Below are 19,225 nucleotides of genomic sequence, written 5' to 3' on the forward strand. Positions count from 1 at the left end.
GATGTTCCGATGAGGTTGTTCTGAAAGGCCCGATTATCTTATTTAAGCAAAACCTGTGCGCTGTGCCAGCTCAGTGTCGCGCATTTAATACGAGCAGGCATTTCGGCAAAATAGCTGAGAATCTGCGCATCGCCGAGGCTCTCCAATTCTTCCTCGGACTGCGGCTTTCCTGCCATCATATTAAAAAACACCTCAAGACAATGCTGCGCCTCTTTAACCGTTTTGCCTTTGATTAAATCGATCAGCATATTGGTGGAAGCGGTTGAAACCGCACAACCGGCACCTAAAAAAGAAGCGTCCTCAACAATCCCGTCCTTCTGCTTAATCAGCAAGGTTAAATCGTCGCCGCAGCTGGGATTATGCCCGCGCTCAATACCGGTCGCTCCGTCCAACTGATGTTTATGTTCGGTTCTCCGCGAATAATCCAATAATGTTTGTTGATATACCGTTTCGATGCTCACGTCCCGCTCCTCTATTGCTATCACCTAAAAGATTCAATCTAAAAAGTTCGGTGATAATTTTACACAAAACAGTTCCATTAGTATAGTAAATCATGTTAATGAAGCATTACCGCAATACAAACTTATTGAAAGATAAATGACGCTCAATAAGCTAGATATGCTTTCACAAAAGGGCTATCATAATCAGATGAAATTCACGTTTCGAATAGAAACAAAAACGCGACTCGACATTTTCCTACGTTCGGAACTTGTTCAGGCCGTATCCGTTCCGGTTGAAAACGCTTCTATTACACCTCTGTCAAATTCAAAAATACGACGGATGATTATCGCAGGAGCAGTCAGTGTTGACGGACTACAGATTCGCCGCCCTTCATATGAGCTTTTGCAAGGGCAGATTGTCTGCGCCGAATTCGATAAAGAAAAATTCTTCTTTGAAAAACAGGCGGATGATATTGCCTTTGAATTGACTGCCGCTGATGTGCTTTATGAAGACAACAATTTGATTGCCGTGAACAAGCCGGCATTTTTTCCGACGGAAGAAACGATTGTCGGCGGCGAAAAGCGGGACTGCCTGCACGCGGCGGTTGTACGCTACTTATGGACAAAAGCCGCGCTCCGAAATCCTCCTTACGCAGGGATCATGCACCGCCTTGACCGCGAAACCAGCGGCGTTATTATGTTTACAAAAAACCGCGCTGTAAATGCTGCCGTTCACGAAATATTTGAAAAACACACCGCGCAAAAAATCTACCGCGCCGTATGTGCCGTTGCAGGAAACAAGGGAAATACGCAGCGATACCGTAATTTGGAGAAAGGCTCCAAGTTTTTTGTAGAGAATAATATCGGGCGCATAAGCCCTAAAAGCACACGGGCAAAGTGGGGAGAGCTGAGCACGACGCACGGCGGATTGTATGCGCGCACGGAGTTTACAGTTTTGGAACGCTGCATGATCGGCGGTATTTCTGCCGTCAAGATTGAAGCGCGTCCGCTTACGGGACGCACCCACCAGATCCGCGTTCACCTTGCGTCGGTCGGTTTGCCAATTTTAGGCGACACACTTTACGGCGCACCGGAATACAAGCGCACAATGCTCCATGCACAAAGCTTGATATTCTCGCATCCCATTAGCAAAAACACAATGACGGTGAGCGCACCGCTGCCGGATGGCTTCTAGCGGCAGCCGGTCTACTCAAAAAGGCTGCCGGTCTGCGCCGCTGACGCCGGAATTTTTAGTCCGAGATGGGTGTATGCTTTTTCCGTAACCATACGTCCGCGCGGAGTACGCTGCAACAGTCCCGTTTGAATAAGGTAGGGTTCGTAGTAGTCTTCAAGCGTATCTTGCGACTCCCCGATAGAAATCGCAAGGGTCTCCGCCCCAACCGGTCCCCCTCCGTAGTTTTCGATGATAGAGCGGAGTATCTGCCGGTCATAGTTTTCCAAACCGAGCCGGTCGATGTGCAATTTTTCCAATCCCTGCGCAACGGTTGTTTCGCGGATAGTATCACTGCCTTCGATAAACGCAAAATCCCGCATACGCCTCAGCAGCCGATTGGCAACGCGTGGGGTTCCGCGGGAACAGCGGGCAAGTGCAACGGCCGCTTTTTTCCCGATGTTAATTTCGAGGATATCGGCGGAACGCATAATAATGGAAGCAAGCTCTTCGTCGCTGTAAAATTCAAAGCGCTGCACGATCCCGAACCGGCTAATAAGCGGACTGGAAACCATACCGGCACGAGTTGTCGCACCGATCAGCGTAAACGGCGGCAGCGGAATACGAACAGTCCGCGCCCCCGGCCCTTGCCCGATAATCCAGTCAAGCTCATAATCTTCCATAGCGATATAGAGCATTTCTTCGATGGCGGGCTTTAACCGATGAATTTCGTCGATAAAGAATACGCTCCGTTCGGACAGCGTTGTCAAAATACCCGCCAAATCCTTAGGTTTATCGAGGGCGGGGGCGCCGGTGATCTTGCATTCAACGCCAAGCTCTTGCGCGGTAATTTGCGCAAGGGTAGTTTTTCCCAGCCCAGGAGGCCCAATCAAAAAAAGGTGATCAAGGCTCTCTCCCCTACTCCGCGCCGCTTTGATAAAGACCGACAGGTTTTCTTTGATGTTTTGCTGTCCCTGAAAATCCTTCAAAAGCTGCGGGCGCAACGCGCGGTCTTTTTCATCCCCCGCACGCTTTTCTCCGCGTATAATGCCGAATTCATCTATTTCATTATCCTGATATATTTCGCCGTTCATCTGCATTGCTAAAAGATACTCATCGTATTAAAATAGTAGGAACCTCTAAAAATCTCGTTTTTTTGAGGTTTCCCTTACATGTAATTTGAGTTATGCGTTTTTCTTTTTATTCACTTTTTCCATAAACCGGCCGACATTGATAATCGCCCGTTCATGGATACCGCTGCCTATCACACCGTGCTCATCGCGTGCTTCAACTTGAAAAGTCAGAAATTTTCCATTTGCATTGATCTCTACCAATTCGGTATGGATGAACACCTTCATTCCTTCGGGGGTTGCATCAAGATGCCGTACATCCACATGTGTACCGACCGTTGCCTGCCCCTCGTCCAAATACGGCATCACACTGTGCGTTGCCGTATCTTCCATTCGAGCAATCATAGCCGGTGTTGCAAATACCTCTACCGTTCCGCTGCCCACCGCAGTTGCGAGCATTTCCTTTGTAACAACAAAGCTGGCATCGCCCTTAATTCCTATTTCCATAACCGTCTCCAACACATCAGAGCAACCGTATCAAAAAATATCTGATGCAGTTACTCTTTTAAATAAACCAGTCGAAATTATACCGTGAGCACGATACGATAGTCAATGAAGTTCACTTTTAGAAAATTAAACAAGGGGAAGACTTTTTTTCGATAAAAAGAAAAGTCTTCTCCTACGCCCCCATCTAAAGAAAAACGGGGGCTAAAGCTTGATTCTTATAGTGCTTCTACTTCTGCTTGAGAGAGTCCGGTGATTTTTGTAATTAAATTCAACGAAAGCCTTTCCTCTTTCATCAATTTTGCAGTTTCAAGCTTTGCTTGGCGGGAACCGCGAGCTTCTCCTTGCTGTATCCCAAGCATTAAACTTTCTTGTCTCTGGACTGCAATATCGGTATCGTAATCATATTCAGCTACTAACATGTTTATAACCTCCCGTGACTTTCTTTGTAAATATTCCCTTAATATATCGTTTTTAATGCATTCTTTAATGGCATATTCGGATTTACGGTTGACTGATGTTCTGCAAGCACGATGATTTTATTATCAACGAGATACGATACATCATTAGCGAATGACATATACATTGTTTGTTTAAGCCGTATATTTTGCAATATAGCTGTAGACTGATAATTCGTATTATACAGGGCATTATACAGTGCTAAAAAATTATTTTTTGCAGTTCTATCACTACTGAAAAGATCAACAAAGACTGAATCCTTTGAGAAGCGGCACGGATGCCGCTGGTTCCATGCAGAAGCGATGTTTTTGCTGGGCAAAAACTCGTAGCTCAAGCCGGTACACGGATGTATCGGCTTGAGCAGTTGTGTTTTCTCATAGTAATTCACCTCCGTGCACCGCCACTGACAGCAGTAGTTCCAACAGGATATATAAAGCACGGATGCAAAAATGGCTAAAGAAATGAAGAATTTTTGAGTTTTTTAATTACAAAATCCTATTGCAATACCTCCTGCACCGGCTGATTGCAACATGAGCCAACACAGGGGTAATGTGCAAAGCATATTCCTCCTCTGTCCACGCACACCGCTTTCATGCTTGTAGCGGTATTGCTTAATACGGTTTTTAAGACGTTTCTTCTTCTTTTGCGCAAGACATATCCCTTTCGGCTTGAGTAAAAAAACCAGAAACGGTACGCCACTCGCAGTTTTGCCGACAGTTTCTTCCTTTTATTTGTACAGCTCTTATCATTACTGCGCACGAACACGGATATCCTGAGTCCATACCACAAGTCTCCTGTACACGATAGGGACAGTTCACACTATTTGTGTGAGCTCTCAGTACCGCCACGGATGACATCGCGCACAAATGTACATCCTTGTACATTTGTGCGCTTCGGGTTTTTCTAATGAAAAACTCGATGCTGTGAAGAACCACTGACATCCTGTCAGCAGCAGCGACGTTTCGGTAGGCGAAGCTTACCGAAACTCGCGTCCAAGAATTGACAAGGACGTCAATTCTTGGACATAGCCACACGCAAGCCAAGATTGTCGTTGCTGTTGTCGGGGTTGTTGTTCCGTTTACCGACGACGCAGTTCTTCGCGTTATTGTTCCAGCTGCCACCCTGTTCATATTTTGACATCCTTGTCAAAATATGAACGCGAGTTTTTTGCTTACGCAAAAAAACATCGCTCCTGCATAGGACAATCGCCATCCTTGGCGATACTGACGCGGTTAGAACCGGAATCAGCACCTTTTTTTGTCCCTACCGTTTAATACATTACACTATCAATGACCTAATTATACATTTCGCCATTTGTTTACCTGTTGTTTTTCTTTTTTGTTTCCTTTTGTACGGCAGGGTACCACTACAGCAATCAAAATCCATGCAAAGATTGTACCGCTTAAACAAATACAATGTACAATGGAGCACTTCCTAAAACATAGAAAAGTCCCATAAAAATTTTTCGAGCCGCATCGTTAAAAAATGTACGTCCTGTACATTTTTTTAACAGCAAGTTTTTGAAACAAACTTGCTACTGCGTGGAACCACGGACATCCTGTCCGATTGTCGTAGTTCCACCTTTTTTTCAAAACTACACTGCACCACACGACACATTTTGCCGGTTCGGTTTCGCCGCATACCGCCACGGACGGCGGTGGTTCCAAACAGTAGTAAGTCTTTCGCTAGAAAAACTTATCGTTGAGCAGTGTACACGGACGTACACTGCTCAACAGCCCGCAGCTGCTCAACCTCACAGGCAAAAGCGGCATGGATGCCGCTGGTTCCACGCAACAGCGACGTTTGAGGCTTCGCCTCAAACTCGTCGATGAAAAATGTACAAGGATGTACATTTTTCATCAGGGGCGACAAGCCACACGCAAGCCAAGAAAGTGGATGCGAAAGTCCGGGTTGAAGCTGTCCCGAATACCGACGACGCAGCGCAACGCGTTATCGATCCAGCTACCGCCGCGAATGACGCGGCTATCACCGGATGCAGCACCTTGCGGGTCAACTACAAATCCGCCGGATGTATAAGCATCATTTACTGTAGGATTACTATCATACCCATCAAAACACCATTCCCATACATTCCCGCTCATATCGTGTAAGCCTAGTGCATTCTTCCGTTTTTCCCCTGCAGGATGGGTCTTACTGTCTGAATTATCACCATACCACGCAACCGCTTTTGTCTCATCCGCATTATTCCAGTCAGCTTTCGCTCCGCTTGCACTATTCAGTTTGGTAAGCCATACATCCCCGTATTGTTCAGCATTGGTGTTGTCGCTTCCCTGCCAACGAGCTGCATATTCCCATTCCGCTTCCGTCGGCAGCCGATACCCTTTTTTACTCATATCGGCATACGCCGCATCACACTCACTACCTTTCGTTGCGTCTTTTAATACCGTAGTATCGGTTTTGCTTTTGCGATAGACGCATTCCCCCTCCCCTTTGATTTTCTGGGTATACGCATTGCACCATACAATACAGTCTCGCCAGCTTACATTCGTTACCGGCTCTTCTTCAGTCCCGCTTCCATCTTTACCTTTTACTCCTGCATTGGCAAACTTGTATCCATTCGCAGGCTGTGTCGCCCAATCGTATACCTCTTTCCACAGTTTATACGGCACTTCCGTTTTGCCAAGCTTATAAGGGCTCAATTTTACCTTACGCCCTGCGCGGAATACCCCTTTCCCCCAATCTCCCGTTCCCGGCAATGTATATGTCGGATCTTTACCAGTAATCCCCGCTGCAGGCGGACTTATTTTTATAAAGCCGTCGCCTGTATCTTCAAAACTACCAACATCGCCGGAAGGTGGTGTAGGCGGGACGCTGTTGCTTTCAAAGCTCACCTTAACCTCGACGCCTTTTGTAACGGTAAACGAATAGAAAGCGTTCGTGCCGTTTACGGCTTCTCCATCGCACGTCCAGCCCTTTACCCTGTAGCCCGAATCAGCCGTTGCCGTAAAGGTTACGGTTTTACCCTTTTCAACGGTTATAGGACTTTCTGTCGTTTCCGTTATACCGTCCGCTTTTGCTTTTAACTTGCCGTTGCCGCCATCCACACTAAAGGTTACCGCAAACGTTTCAGGGGTGCTGCTTACATTTGTCTTACAGCCTGCTATCATCAGCGCCGCAAGTGCCAATCCTACTGCAAAACCTAAGAGCGTACTGCCCTTTTCCTTTGTTTTCATACGAAAATCTCCTCTATAAATTTGTCTTTATATCTTCAAAAACACTGTCCACCCGATGCAAGAACATCGGGTGGAGTGCTTAACGTTTCACATTGTATGTTCTATTTATATACAATCATCCTCATTGCAAAGATAAGTATCCGTGATAAACCCGGTATTCTTTACTGTAATCGGATTTTTACACCTTTCTTTGTTTTGTGTATTATACGTTGCTGCTAAGTTGCTGAGTGATTATGCCGACAAAGCTATGTGTGTCAACTACCTTTTGCAAATATGCGGGTATCTGCGCTTTTGGGGGAGAATTTTTATATTGCGGTAATCCGATTTTAAGACTCAGCATAGAAATAGTATAGGGGCAAATATCGGCAAATGCAAGAGGTGAATTACTGCCTGCACACCGAGATAGATATCCGCAACAAGGAAATCAAATGAGAACAGATAATACGGAAAATTCACCATACCCAAATCCCTGCAAACGGCATAAGGGCAAACGCATCCCCAAAATCGCTGATACGTAGTTGTTCTCCTTTTTAGCCGAAAATACAAATCTATGCCAGACAAACAGGAGCCGTTTCGCTATAATGTCCGCTATGAATTTTCGTTATTCGGACTATGACGTGATTGTCGTCGGCGGGGGGCACGCGGGCATCGAAGCCTCGCTCGCCGCTGCACGGATGGGCGCACAAACCCTTCTTATTACACAAACGGTTGATACTATCGGCAGGATGTCCTGCAACCCCTCGATTGGAGGCGTTTCAAAGGGCAATATCGTACGGGAAATAGACGCGCTCGGCGGCGAAATGGGAAAACTCGCCGATGCTTGTATGATTCAATACCGACTCCTCAACAAAAGCCGCGGACCGGCAGTGCAATCGCCCCGCATTCAGGCGGATAAATTCTTATATGCGCAGACTGCGCAGTACACCCTCGAAAAAGAAAAAAATCTCCATATTTATCAAGATACGGTTGTTGATGTTATCTCCTCGCAGACTGCGGAAAGCGGGCTTGTGGACGGAGGAACCATACAAGCGGTGTTGACGGCGCGCGGCAGGACAATTTCCGCACGGGCGGTGGTGCTTACCACCGGAACCTTTATGGAAGGGAAAATCTACATCGGCGAGTTCGAAGCGGAAGAAGGCCGCCTCGGCGAAAAAGCGGCGATCGGTCTCGGCAGCGCCCTTGCACGCAAGGGCTTCACGATGAGCAGGCTCAAAACCGGCACCCCCTGCCGCGTATTGCGGAAATCCGTTGATCTTTCTCAACTGGAAATACAGGAGGCGGATGCGGTGATGCGCCCGTTCTCCTTCGACACGGCGGAAATATTCCGCCCCTCGGCAGTGTGCTATGTCTGCTACACCAACGAGCATACCCACGAGGTTATCCGGCAAAACTTTCACCGCTCGCCGCTTTTTTCGGGAAAGATTCACGCAACGGGCGCCCGCTACTGCCCTTCCATCGAGGATAAGGTACGAAAGTTCCCCGAACGCACGCGGCACCAACTGTATATCGAACCGGAAGGCCTGATGAGCGATGAGCTGTACATCAACGGCTTTTCTTCGTCGCTGCCGGAGGATGTGCAGGATCAAATGCTCCGCACCCTCACCGGTTTTGCCGATGCCGTAATCACCCGCCCCGCGTATGCAGTCGATTATGCAGTTGTCTCTCCGCTGCAGCTGGGGCCAGACTTACAAACCCGCCGGATCGCAGGGCTTTTTACCGCGGGGCAGATTAACGGAACCTCCGGCTACGAAGAAGCGGGCGGCCAAGGCCTCATCGCCGGAATCAACGCAACGCTGTACGCCCGAGCTTTCAGCCACAGCAGCGCACAACCGGCAGCCTACGAACCGTTCACACTCCGCCGCGACGAAGCCTACATTGGCGTAATGATCGACGACCTTATCACGCAAGGGGTCGATGAACCCTACCGAATGTTCACCGCCCGCGCCGAATACCGGCTCAAGCTCCGGCACGATACTGCCGATGAGCGGCTCACCGAGCGTGCATACCGCATCGGCTTGCAAAAGCAAAGCTCCTTTACCCGCCTGCAGGAAAAACTTGCACAGCGCGGTGAGCTTATTAAACACTGGCGGGAGGTGAAAATTACCGGCAGCATTGTGGAGGCGGAACCCGCGTTGCAGTGTCATCTCGGCAAGTCTTTCGCCGACGCGCTGCACGATCCGCTCATTCCGCTTGAGCTGATCTGTCGATGCGATCCCGCAAGTGCACAGTATTCCGAGACAATTAAAAACTCGGCGGAACTTGAAATCCGCTATGAGCATTACATTATTGCGCAGGATAAACGAATTGATAAAATGAAGAAGATGGAAACGAGCCGCATCCCGCCGAATTTTAACTACGATGCGGTTTCGGGGCTTTCGACGGAATCGCTTGCACGCTTAAAGCGGGTAATGCCCACAACAATCGGACAGGCAAGCAGAATTCCCGGCATCCGCCCTTCGGACATTATGGTATTGATGGTCGCGATAAAATAAGAAAAGATTAGTTTCGTATATTCTCCGGCTAATCGCAGAGAAGACGAATCACCTAGCCCCGCACCGCCATCAGCATCTCAGCATCAGCATCGGTAATAAGCCCGCATTCCAGCATATCGTAGAGTTGATCGCTGTTTGTCTTGCCGAAGAACAACAGATCATCGGTACCGAGCCCTATCGGAATTCCCGCATCGATCATTTTTTTGATGGGGTGCTCTTTTAAACTGGGGACGGCGCTCAGCATCACGTTGCTCATCGGACACACATTACAGCGTATTTTACGATCGGCTAAAAATTTCAGCACCGAATCGTCAGAAGCGGCTCCGATACCGTGCTGCACTTCATCCAACTCAAAAAATTCAACGAATTTACGAACCGATTGTGCATCCGAAAATTCTCCGATATGCGCTTTCTTTTTGATATTATGTTTTTCGGCCAGTTTAAAGATATAACCGAAATCCTCGATCCCTTCAAAAACCTCGGGGCCATATAAATCGACATTCTTAAATACCTTGCTTTCAAAAAGCGGATATACCCACGTGCGAATAAAATCTCGGTCGAGTGTTTTCGGAATACCGACTTCGGGGCGTATTTCAATTTGTTTTTTGTATTTTGATACAAGCCTCGAAACATCCGATAAGAACTTATCAATATTGTTGTCGTAATGCTTTATAAAACCGATATCAATTGACGTTTCAAGCCAAACAACGTTGTCGGCAATCGCATCCTGAATGGACATTTCGAAAAGGGCTTTGACGTCTTTTGCCGTTTTACAGCGCGGGCGGGTATAAGAACCGATTACTTGATGCATTTCATCGAGACCTGCCATTTTGCGGGGAAAATTCGGAATAACCACACCCGCCCAATGCTTGTAGTGTTCATACTTCATGCTCAAATTAAGATGATTATGCGTATCCGACTTTGGTCGCGATTTTAAATACTCAATATCTTTCATTCTAAAACCCTTTTTGCGCCTCTACTGATATCCGACATGCATATTCCGACAAGCCGACGGTATAATTATCGGTAAATATCGGGAAATCTTGAAGCCCCTGACTCTTATAGTATTCGCCGGAATATCCTCCGAGATACTCCGCAAGTATATCATTTGTACGGCATCAATACGACAGTTTCAATTCATTCACTCACCATGCTTGAGAAAACAGCAATCGATCGGCGCATCTACCCATTAATTATTTTGACGCCGCTACTAGTGCCAATCCTTGAACACCCTGCTTCAATATATTTAAGCGCATCCTCACGACTGCGAATACCGCCTGACGCCTTAATCTTGGTATCTTTTTTGAGATATTTCTTAAATAAAGTGATATCTTCAAGCGATGCTCCGCGCGAACCGTAACCGGTAGAAGTTTTAATAAAATCCGCCCCGGCCTGTTCAACCGCAACACAGACATTTGCAATATCCTTTTCGGACAAATAGCAAGTCTCCACAATGACCTTTAAATGAGCTTTTTTTGCATGGCAGATTGAGGCAAGCGCAGCAATTTCTTTTTCAACATAGCTTGTATTGCCTTCCAGCAATTTTCCGATATTAATCACCATATCGATTTCGTCAGCGCCATCTTTTAACGCTTGTTCAGTCTCAGCACATTTTACTTGGGTTGTCTGTGTGCCGAATGGGAAACCGATAACGCTGCACGTCATAACATCGGAGCCTGCAAGTTCTTTTTTTACCAACGCAACATTGCAAGGATTCACACAAACCGAAGCAAAATGATATTCCTTCGCTTCTTTGCACAAAGTAACAAGCTCTGCCTCGACGGCATTAGGCTTTAATAAAGTATGATCGATATACTTATTTAATTCCATGTTATTCTCCTAAAAAATAACAGACACCTATTTGGTATCTTTGCATCTTATGATAAGTCAGGCAACACCGCCGACATATTCGCCATTAATTGTTCCAATTCTTGTCTTACTCTTATCCCCAAATCCTGATCCGGCAACTCAATACTTAAATCACGTAAATAACTCAGCAATTTAAATACTGATACATCATCATATGGCGGCTGAGCACTCGCTACGCTGCAGGCCTGCTTAATAAGATTCGCACGTTCTTTAAGTCCCAGTTCTCCCGACAACCGGGCAATAATATAATATATCTGTATTCTTTCACTGCTGTTAAGAAATATTTCGAGTTCTTCTTGCGGAAGATAGGCGGCTAAATCACGCAAATACAAGAACAACTGAGCAAGCTGTTCGGGATCGGTAGTATTAAGATATTGCTCAAATGAAGGTGAGTCTTTAATCTGATGTTTTGCATGGCACCATAAAAGATTTTGCTGTTCCTGATCAAGGACAAATGGCGTTTGGTTATCACTCGACTCATATTCTTCCTCTATCTCGGAATCTTCGGAAGCAGCAACTTCTTCATCCTCAACGGCAACTTCTGCGTCACCTTCTTGATTTAGATCAGATTGAATATCAACAGGTTCTTCCTCCACTGCACCTTCTGTAACCGCTTCGGCATGATCTTGCTCCATTATTTCATCAATCGGAACAGTTTCGGTTTCAAGTGAAATTGCCTGATTTTCCTCGGTGCCAAAAATATCTTCTTCCGCAGTTTCGACAACCTGAACACTATCATCATTCACCGATACATCCTTATCAACCGGCACACGATCTTCTTCCGTATCCGGGAAAGTTTCCTGTGGTTCGGCAATCTGTAGACATTCCTCCCCTTCTGTTACTGCAACAGCTTCCTCTTCTACGGGAGTGTCTTCGGATTCCTTTTCTGCTACAGCGGCAGTATTTTCTTCTTCTACTGCTGCTTCTGTGGCAGCAGCAGTGTCTTCGGCTTCCTCTACTGTCGCAATAGCTTCTTCTGTGGTAGCGGCTGGTACTCTGTCTTCTTGAGATATTTCCGCCGATTCTTGCAATGTTTGTTCTTCCGATTGAACCGGTTGCTCCTCAGGTTCTTGCTTTAGAGCGGTCGATTGAAGCGGTATTTTTCGACTAAGATTTTCAGCTATCCTTTCAGCCAAAACCTCGACTGCCTGCGCATATTGGTTTTCATCCAGTTGCTTATCAATATCTGAAATGACATCCTGTAAAAAACCGATTGTCGTTCCGTAGATATCCATATCTTTTAATCTTTCCTGTATTACCTCGTCACGAAGAAGATCTTGGCGTTTATGCAATGCGCGTGCATTTTTTTGAGAGATACTGCCTACACCAAAGGTGGCACTATTTCCAAGATGATTAGGATTAAGATAAAGTTCATCGACAGGAGAAGCAAAAGTCTCACTGGCTGCTACACCTACTTGGCCATCCGACAAGCCGGTTTTTACTTGCGGAATGTCACCGGCACTACGACCTGTTGCTGCAAGCCCGGTAGCATCAAAATTCCCGGCGCCGAATGCATGGGGTACAGATACCGTGCTTGGATGGGACGGAAATACGGGCTGACCGGATATATCCGATTGTTGACCAGTTGTCAACTGTATACCGTCCATAGAAACATCGTCTTTTTCCGACGGGAGTTCTTTCACTTCTTCAGTCCCTTCGATAAGCATTTCAAAAGGGAGTTCTCGCTCGGATATTGATATATCTCGTAATGAAGGAATTCTCTGTTTTGGCTCCGGGTTCAGCTCAGCCGGAGAAATATAAAGATCCGAATCGTCAGATTTCAGCTGTTCAAGGTTTTTGGTTAACAACGGATCCGCTATATAGTTTTCTGCTGCCTGCTCATAGAGATCGAGTGAGGCAGCCATATCTTGTCCCGGTTCATCAGATTCGGAGTCGCTTTGCATATTAAGGATCTCATTTGCCGTTTTTAATGCCTCAAGCGTATCCCCTCGTTTTTGAAATAACCGCGAAAGAGCAGATCGAGCTTCAATAGCATTCGGTTTTAATTCGAGTACTTTTTGATATTCTTGATATGCAGCCTGAGGATTATTCAGCAATTCTTCGGTTCTACCTAATGCCATCAATGCGGAAATATCGATCGGCTTTTGCTTCAAGAAGAGCCTCAGCTGCTCCTTAGCTTCCTCATATTTATGCGCCAAAAGATACTGCTCCGCGAGTTCTTGGCGGAACTCTATCGCTGACGGCGCTATGTTTAATATTTGTCTGAATGTCTCTTCAGCTCGTTCAACCTCGCCTGTAAGGGCATACAACTCTCCCCGTAATTTAAGAGCATTGAGACTGTTATTGTGTTCTGTGTCCAGCCGTCCAAAAAGCTCATGAGCCTTTGCATAATCTTTAGCATATATGCACATTTGGATAGCCTTAAGCCGTAGTGCATGATTGTCGGTATTTACCGGAGCAGATTCCGCAGCAAGTAAGATTGGAAGCGCTTCATTATACCGCTGCTTCTTTTCTAAAAGATTTGTTAAGGCAAGTGCAGCAGGAGCATATCCGAAATCGATTGCTAACGCGTCATAATAATATTGCTCAGCTTCTTGTTGAAGCTGTTTCTTTTCAAAAAGATAACCGAGCTTAGTATAAAGCGGAGCATTTTCACCGGTTATACGAAGCAACGATCGATAGGTATTCAATGCATCATCAAGTTTATCCAGTTGTAAATAGGCAGCAGCGATGCCCGTCAATACTTCCCCCCATGCCGGATTAACACGAAGCGCCGAGTTGTAATATACAATCGCTTCTTCATACCTCTTTTCTTGGCATAAAAGTCCGGCAAGGTGGAAATTCAAATAGGGATGATTAGAGTCTACGCGGAGACCCTGCTTATATATTTCAATTGCTTTATCCGTTTCACCGGTTAAAACATACAGATTACCGAGCCGATCATAGGCATGGGCATGATCAGGTTTAACTTCGATTGCGCGGGAAAAATACTCAGCAGATTTTGCATACTCCCCCATCTTTTTATAGGTTTTTGCAAGACTGTATAATACTTCATCGGTATCGCCGCCGATCGCCTGTGCTTTCTCTAATATCTTGAGTGCTTCTTCATAACGCTCCAAATGGCGATAGATACGGCCGAGGTTCAGCATCAGCTCAATATTATCGGGAGCACGTTCATATAAGTAAAGATAAGTCGCAAGTGACTGCTCAAGATTACCTTCATCACCATAAACGCGCGCTAACAAGTTCTCAATTTTTTCCTTATCACTCGGTAGTATGTCCGGATGTTTTTTCAGCACATTGGTCAACAACCGTTCGGCATATTCGAAATCTTGAGTAATTAAAGCTGAATTCGCACGTTCAAAGATAAAATCAAGTGAGTCTGACATAATCCCTCTGACCGCTATTCCTTCCGCGGCCTTGCCCATACTTCTTGAGAAAACGCCCCTACCCGCGTACCTGCCTCGTCATCATAGGCAGCAACGGCAAAAAAATAAATTTTACCGTTATGCAAATTCGGTATGCGATAAGAAAGGACTTTACCCACATTCAGAGGTGAGCCTGCCGAAAAATATTCTCCTCGGCGTTCTCCATAATATACCATATAACCTTTTACATCAAAATCAATCGATGGCGTCCATGACAACTCGATACTACCGTCTTTCGGTTCTGCAAATAAGCGCGCAGGAGGCAGCGGTTCTGAGTCTTTTTCATATTCAAGGCTGATGGAATGTACAATAGGCGTTTTCTGTCCCTCTGCATCCGGATACAAATCACCCGCAATTTGGAAGAACCGCCCTCGCATCCCCGTAATTGCCTGCCCGCTGCGTATAGGTTTCCATGCCGGCTCCGTATCTGTCCATGCATAGCGGTTCTCTCCGGAGCGAATAAAAAATACAGCATCCGTTTGTACCGGCGTATCTGCAGAGACGGTTAACAGTTTTGCCTCAGACAGAGAGCCCCCCGAATCAATAATCAGAGATTCGAAACGCCCTCCATTAAGGTGGTACCGGTCAAACAGTGCAGTCTGCTCGGCAAAAGTCGGCGGTTCAATAAATCGCTTGGTTATTTTCATTTCATCAAGTAATCCCGAATAATGCACGCCGATTGAAAGGTCTGCGGCGTGCCCCATTTTTGATAATAAGATGGCATCGCTTTCTCGCCCATTCTCGGTAACGTAGACGATATTCTCCGTATGTCCATTCATCCGGTACTCTAACAGCCCGATTTCTTCATCATACGTAATCAAATGATGTGACCACTGCGATGGAATTAAATTGGTGCGTCCCCGCAGCAAAATGGAAATACCGTTATTATATTTATCCTGCCAAATGTTAAAAAAATCCCATTGCACCTTGTTTTGAATAATCTGTGCAATGATATGTTGATCGGTCAAGCGTTCTTTTTCAAAATATGACGAATACCACTGTAGAATAATACTACCGCTCTCGGTAACCGCCGGTGCTATCCAGAATTCAATCGTAAACGATCCGGCAGAACTTTCGCCTGCAAAAAAAGAACCGTCCTGCGGTTTTAGCACTAACCCTGCAGTTTTTATATGGGGACTGCACATCGCCGCCCCTGCACCGAGCTTCGCCTGTTCAGCTCCTATGAAACGCATATTCGAAGAGACAACCGTATAGGAACTAGTCTCCTCTACAATAGAAGGGGAATCAAAATTGAGATAAAGATCGGTTTCCTGCGTTATTTTTGGAGCACTGCTGCTGAGTGAAATACCGGGATTCCCATATTTTCCCGGACACATCTGTATATTTTCGGTATACTGCAACATTCCCCAGCCATGTTTTCCGCCTAATTCAAACACTGCGGGGTCGGTAAAGGAGACAGTAAGAACGCTTGAGAAAAAAAACAGCACTGCAAAAATCTTTTTTATACACATCATCGCTTTCAATTATCGGTCAGAAGTATATATCATTTAAGGAAGTTTTAATAGACCGGAACGTTAGGACAAACGCATCAGTTCATTTTTTAACAGTCCCGCAGAATCAACAACCTCGACGCAAGCGTCGGGGTATGTTGTTCTCATAAGGTGGTTGCAGTCGGCTTTAATACCCTTTGTTACGACGCAAGCGTCGGGGGATTAAACCATCCGCACGAATAAAGAGGCCGTTCAACCAGAGTTGAACCTCTTTGCGGTTCAAATGGTCTCACAACCTCTTTATTCTACGGAATTGGATTTATTCATCTGATGCGTTTATCCTTCTCCTAAAATAAACTGTGCAAAATTTTGCTTAAAATTTCGCACAAACGGGGAAACCTGTTTAGCATATTTTCAGTGCGGTTGTCATGAGGAGAGTGTAACGGCCAATCGTAATATTTTCTTAAATATTATACTTGACAACATATTATATTATGAATAATATTATAAAAGTTGCAACCTAAGATGAGAGTATCTCTAACAACTTGGTTAGATTTTTCCACAAATGGTTGCGTATATTTAGAAATATAAACCTCAGGAGGTAAAAGTGCTTTTTTCAATTAACTCAGGATTGCTTGAAGCCTGCGTGCTCGCCCTCTTGAGTAATGAAGACTCCTACGGATATAAGTTAACGCAGGATGTAAAGGACGTCATGTCCATCTCCGAATCGACACTCTATCCGGTATTAAAACGCTTGCAAAGTGCCGGTTTTTTAGAAACATATGATATGCCTATTGATGGGCGCAATAGAAAATATTATCGCATAACGTCCGCAGGAAAAAGGCAGCAGAGCTTATACTGCGACGAATGGAAGTCTTACAAGGAATTGATTGAAAAAATTTTTAAAGGAGCACAGCATTCATGACCCGTAGAGAATTTATGACTGAGCTGGCTGCACGGCTGCACCGACTGCCAAAAGAAGATTTACAAGCTGCATTACAGTATTACGAAGAATACTTTGACGAGGCCGGCAGTCAAAATGAACAAGAGGTAATACGGGAACTGAGAAGCCCCGCACATGTTGCTTCAAAAATTTTATCCGATTATGCCGTAAAAGAAGCAAAAAAAGCCCGCGCTTCTACAAAAAGTGGCTGGCGCGCTTTTTGGTTTACCATACTGGCTATTTGCGCCGCGCCCGTTGCGGTACCGCTTATCATCGCCGCAGTAGTAACCATCGTAGCGCTCGGATTTGCCGGCTTTGCAGTTGTCTTTGCTTTGATCATTGCCGCCGGTGCAATTTTTATCAAAGGAATCGGCAGCTTGTTTTTCGGCTCTGCCACAGCCTTATTATTGTTCGGCAGTGCATTAATACTTGTCGGTTTTGCACTTCTGATCTTTTACGGCATCAGCGCCTTAATTGTCGCTATTGGCAAGCATATTAAAAACAAATCAAATAAATAAATGAGTGAGCATTGCTAAAAGCTCAAGTGAGCTTTTAGTGATTCTCAAAACTACATACATTGGAGGCTTATATGGACAAGAAACTCTATCGAAGTGAAAGCGATAAGAAAATCTGCGGCGTATGCGGCGGTATTGCCGAATACTTTGACATCGACTCAACCGTTATCCGGTTGCTGTGGATTCTTGCGACTCTTTTTTTCGGAAGCGGTATTTTCTGCTATATTATCTGCGCATTGGTAATGCCTATTAAAAAAGAAGAACCGCTCGAATACGAGTATATCAGGAAAAACACAAGCGATACTGACCGGTAAGGAGAGGAAAATGCTGATGATCATTATTTTGTGCATTCTGCTTAGTCTGTTCGGAATAGGCGGATTAGTCTTTGCCATCGCAGGCGGTCTCCTGAAATTCTCATTCAAACTCTTAATCTTTAGCATTACGTTGATTATTATGATTTTATGCAGCATCCCTCTCCTATTGGCAGGATTATTTTTCAGCGGTTTAGCATTCTTATTTTAGAATATTGCTAAGATATGTTTTTAGAATATTAGGATTATATCGATGAAAAGAAGAATAAGAACGGTATTTACAATTATTGGAATTGGAGGACTCCTCATCATTATTGGAATTCTGATGGGTGGCAACGTGAAAAAGACCTTCTACGACAATGGTTATCTCGATGAGGGATGGTGTATGGACAAGGAGGAATTGAGTATGGATAACGAAAATACAAGTAGTGCCCTATCGACACATACGAATGAAACACAGCTCATATCTGATGCTTCCGTTCTAAAACAGCTAAAAGCGGATGTTTCTTATGCCGCGCTGCGAATTGAACCGCATGATAAGCAATCCATTGCCTACAGCATCACAAATAACACAAAAAGGATCGGAGCTTCCGTACAAATTGACGGCGACACCTTAGTAATCAGCACAAAAAAGAACCACACATGGAGTTGGCCATTCGGATGGAAAGGCGACAGGCTGGGACGTTCTAAAACAGCCATCACGGTTAAGATACCTCAAAATACACTGTTTGATACCGCTAACATCAATATCGGGGCTGGCTTACTGATACTTGACGGTTTTACTGCAAATCAACGGTTTAAATTGAATAGCGGAGCAGGTAAAGTAGACGTCAAAAATATTACCGCCTCAAATGTAAACATCGAAACAGGCGTAGGAGAAACAGTCTTTCACAATTGTAGTTTTACGGATACTGTGATGAACACCGGCATCGGAGAGACCGTCTTTGACGGCAGAATTTTTACGAAACTTGAAATTAACGCAGGAATCGGCGAAATAGACATGCGCATAAATGGAAAAAAAGACGATTATTTGATCAATGCTACCTCAGGGATCGGTTCGATACTGATAGACGGACGCAGTGCGACAGGGATCGACTCCACATTCCGTATCAACAATCAAAATGCGCTGCATACCATCCGTGTTAAAGCCGGTATCGGGGAAGTCAATATCAATTTTACCGAATAACGTTATATATACGAAAGCAGAAACGCATCCTGCTGTTTTTGAATTTTCCGATAGAATAAAAAATAAAAAAGAGCTACTTGACAATAATGTTTTTTTGAGATATAAATATATCTCATTGTTGAGCAATGAATACTAATGTCTCCTTCGTCTAGTGGTTAGGACATCGGGTTTTCATCCCGACAACAGGGGTTCAATTCCCCTAGGAGATGGTTAAAGCCTGAAATAAACAGC

At 45.2% G+C, this 19,225-nt stretch carries 16 protein-coding genes, 1 tRNA gene and 1 pseudogene; 8 read left to right on the top strand and 10 right to left on the bottom strand.

Annotated features, from left to right (window positions below; genetic code table 11):
• Window positions 1–38: 38 nt before the first annotated feature.
• A complete protein-coding gene (sufU, locus tag E4N69_RS11695) occupies window positions 39–461 on the bottom strand; it encodes a Fe-S cluster assembly sulfur transfer protein SufU (RefSeq protein WP_162664495.1) in 423 nt (140 codons plus the stop codon).
• Window positions 462–648: 187 nt separating this feature from the next.
• On the opposite strand from sufU, the gene E4N69_RS11700 reads away from it, so the two are divergent.
• A complete protein-coding gene (locus E4N69_RS11700) occupies window positions 649–1,635 on the top strand; it encodes an RluA family pseudouridine synthase (protein WP_253823939.1) in 987 nt (328 codons plus the stop codon).
• Between the two features lie 11 nt (window positions 1,636–1,646).
• Here the strand turns inward: E4N69_RS11700 and ruvB are convergent, their stop codons facing one another.
• From ruvB to E4N69_RS11725, 5 genes and pseudogenes are all read right to left on the bottom strand, one after another.
• Window positions 1,647–2,705 (bottom strand): Holliday junction branch migration DNA helicase RuvB, encoded by a 1,059-nt coding sequence (gene ruvB, locus E4N69_RS11705; protein WP_253714544.1) that lies wholly within the window; start codon window positions 2,703–2,705, stop codon window positions 1,647–1,649.
• Window positions 2,706–2,795: 90 nt separating this feature from the next.
• Window positions 2,796–3,188: a thioesterase family protein gene (locus tag E4N69_RS11710; protein WP_253823940.1), complete on the bottom strand. Its 393-nt coding sequence runs from the start codon at window positions 3,186–3,188 to the stop codon at window positions 2,796–2,798.
• 215 nt (window positions 3,189–3,403) lie between these two features.
• Window positions 3,404–3,948, bottom strand: a pseudogene (locus E4N69_RS11715) (hypothetical protein).
• Between the two features lie 1,391 nt (window positions 3,949–5,339).
• The gene (locus tag E4N69_RS11720) at window positions 5,340–5,504 is read right to left on the bottom strand and encodes a hypothetical protein (protein WP_253823941.1); all 165 of its coding nucleotides are present in this window, start codon (window positions 5,502–5,504) and stop codon (window positions 5,340–5,342) included.
• On the bottom strand, window positions 5,504–6,838 hold the full coding sequence (locus tag E4N69_RS11725) for an SUMF1/EgtB/PvdO family nonheme iron enzyme (protein ID WP_253823942.1): 1,335 nt from the start codon (window positions 6,836–6,838) through the stop codon (window positions 5,504–5,506). The genes E4N69_RS11720 and E4N69_RS11725 overlap by 1 nt, the downstream gene beginning before the upstream one ends.
• A 590-nt stretch (window positions 6,839–7,428) precedes the next feature.
• Between E4N69_RS11725 and mnmG the strand changes: the two genes are divergently transcribed.
• A complete protein-coding gene (gene mnmG, locus E4N69_RS11730; protein WP_253824901.1) occupies window positions 7,429–9,330 on the top strand; it encodes a tRNA uridine-5-carboxymethylaminomethyl(34) synthesis enzyme MnmG in 1,902 nt (633 codons plus the stop codon).
• A gap of 52 nt (window positions 9,331–9,382) precedes the next feature.
• On the opposite strand, the gene E4N69_RS11735 is transcribed toward mnmG, so the two are convergent.
• The 4 genes from E4N69_RS11735 to E4N69_RS11750 all read right to left on the bottom strand — a co-directional run bounded on the left by E4N69_RS11735 (window position 9,383) and on the right by E4N69_RS11750 (window position 16,063).
• Window positions 9,383–10,285, bottom strand: a complete 903-nt coding sequence (locus tag E4N69_RS11735) for an amidohydrolase family protein (protein ID WP_253714546.1) — start codon at window positions 10,283–10,285, stop codon at window positions 9,383–9,385.
• A 227-nt stretch (window positions 10,286–10,512) separates the two neighbouring features.
• Window positions 10,513–11,160 (bottom strand): deoxyribose-phosphate aldolase, encoded by a 648-nt coding sequence (gene deoC, locus E4N69_RS11740; protein WP_253823943.1) that lies wholly within the window; start codon window positions 11,158–11,160, stop codon window positions 10,513–10,515.
• A gap of 47 nt (window positions 11,161–11,207) precedes the next feature.
• Window positions 11,208–14,549 (bottom strand): tetratricopeptide repeat protein, encoded by a 3,342-nt coding sequence (locus E4N69_RS11745; protein ID WP_253823944.1) that lies wholly within the window; start codon window positions 14,547–14,549, stop codon window positions 11,208–11,210.
• Between the two features lie 14 nt (window positions 14,550–14,563).
• Complete coding sequence (locus E4N69_RS11750) at window positions 14,564–16,063, bottom strand: hypothetical protein (RefSeq protein ID WP_253823945.1); 1,500 nt, start codon at window positions 16,061–16,063, stop codon at window positions 14,564–14,566.
• A gap of 583 nt (window positions 16,064–16,646) precedes the next feature.
• Between E4N69_RS11750 and E4N69_RS11755 the strand changes: the two genes are divergently transcribed.
• The 6 genes from E4N69_RS11755 to E4N69_RS11780 all read left to right on the top strand — a co-directional run bounded on the left by E4N69_RS11755 (window position 16,647) and on the right by E4N69_RS11780 (window position 19,203).
• Window positions 16,647–16,964: a PadR family transcriptional regulator gene (locus tag E4N69_RS11755; RefSeq protein ID WP_162664502.1), complete on the top strand. Its 318-nt coding sequence runs from the start codon at window positions 16,647–16,649 to the stop codon at window positions 16,962–16,964.
• Window positions 16,961–17,500: a DUF1700 domain-containing protein gene (locus E4N69_RS11760; RefSeq protein ID WP_162664503.1), complete on the top strand. Its 540-nt coding sequence runs from the start codon at window positions 16,961–16,963 to the stop codon at window positions 17,498–17,500. The genes E4N69_RS11755 and E4N69_RS11760 overlap by 4 nt, the downstream gene beginning before the upstream one ends.
• A gap of 71 nt (window positions 17,501–17,571) precedes the next feature.
• On the top strand, window positions 17,572–17,811 hold the full coding sequence (locus tag E4N69_RS11765) for a PspC domain-containing protein (protein ID WP_162664504.1): 240 nt from the start codon (window positions 17,572–17,574) through the stop codon (window positions 17,809–17,811).
• 10 nt (window positions 17,812–17,821) lie between these two features.
• A complete protein-coding gene (locus tag E4N69_RS11770; RefSeq protein ID WP_162664505.1) occupies window positions 17,822–18,019 on the top strand; it encodes a hypothetical protein in 198 nt (65 codons plus the stop codon).
• Window positions 18,020–18,061: 42 nt separating this feature from the next.
• Complete coding sequence (locus E4N69_RS11775) at window positions 18,062–18,994, top strand: DUF4097 family beta strand repeat-containing protein (RefSeq protein ID WP_162664506.1); 933 nt, start codon at window positions 18,062–18,064, stop codon at window positions 18,992–18,994.
• Window positions 18,995–19,131: 137 nt separating this feature from the next.
• A tRNA-Glu gene (locus tag E4N69_RS11780) sits at window positions 19,132–19,203 on the top strand.
• The last annotated feature ends 22 nt before the right edge of the window (window positions 19,204–19,225 follow it).

The organism is Treponema sp. OMZ 906 (genome assembly GCF_024181185.1).
Taxonomy (GTDB): Bacteria; Spirochaetota; Spirochaetia; order Treponematales; family Treponemataceae; genus Treponema.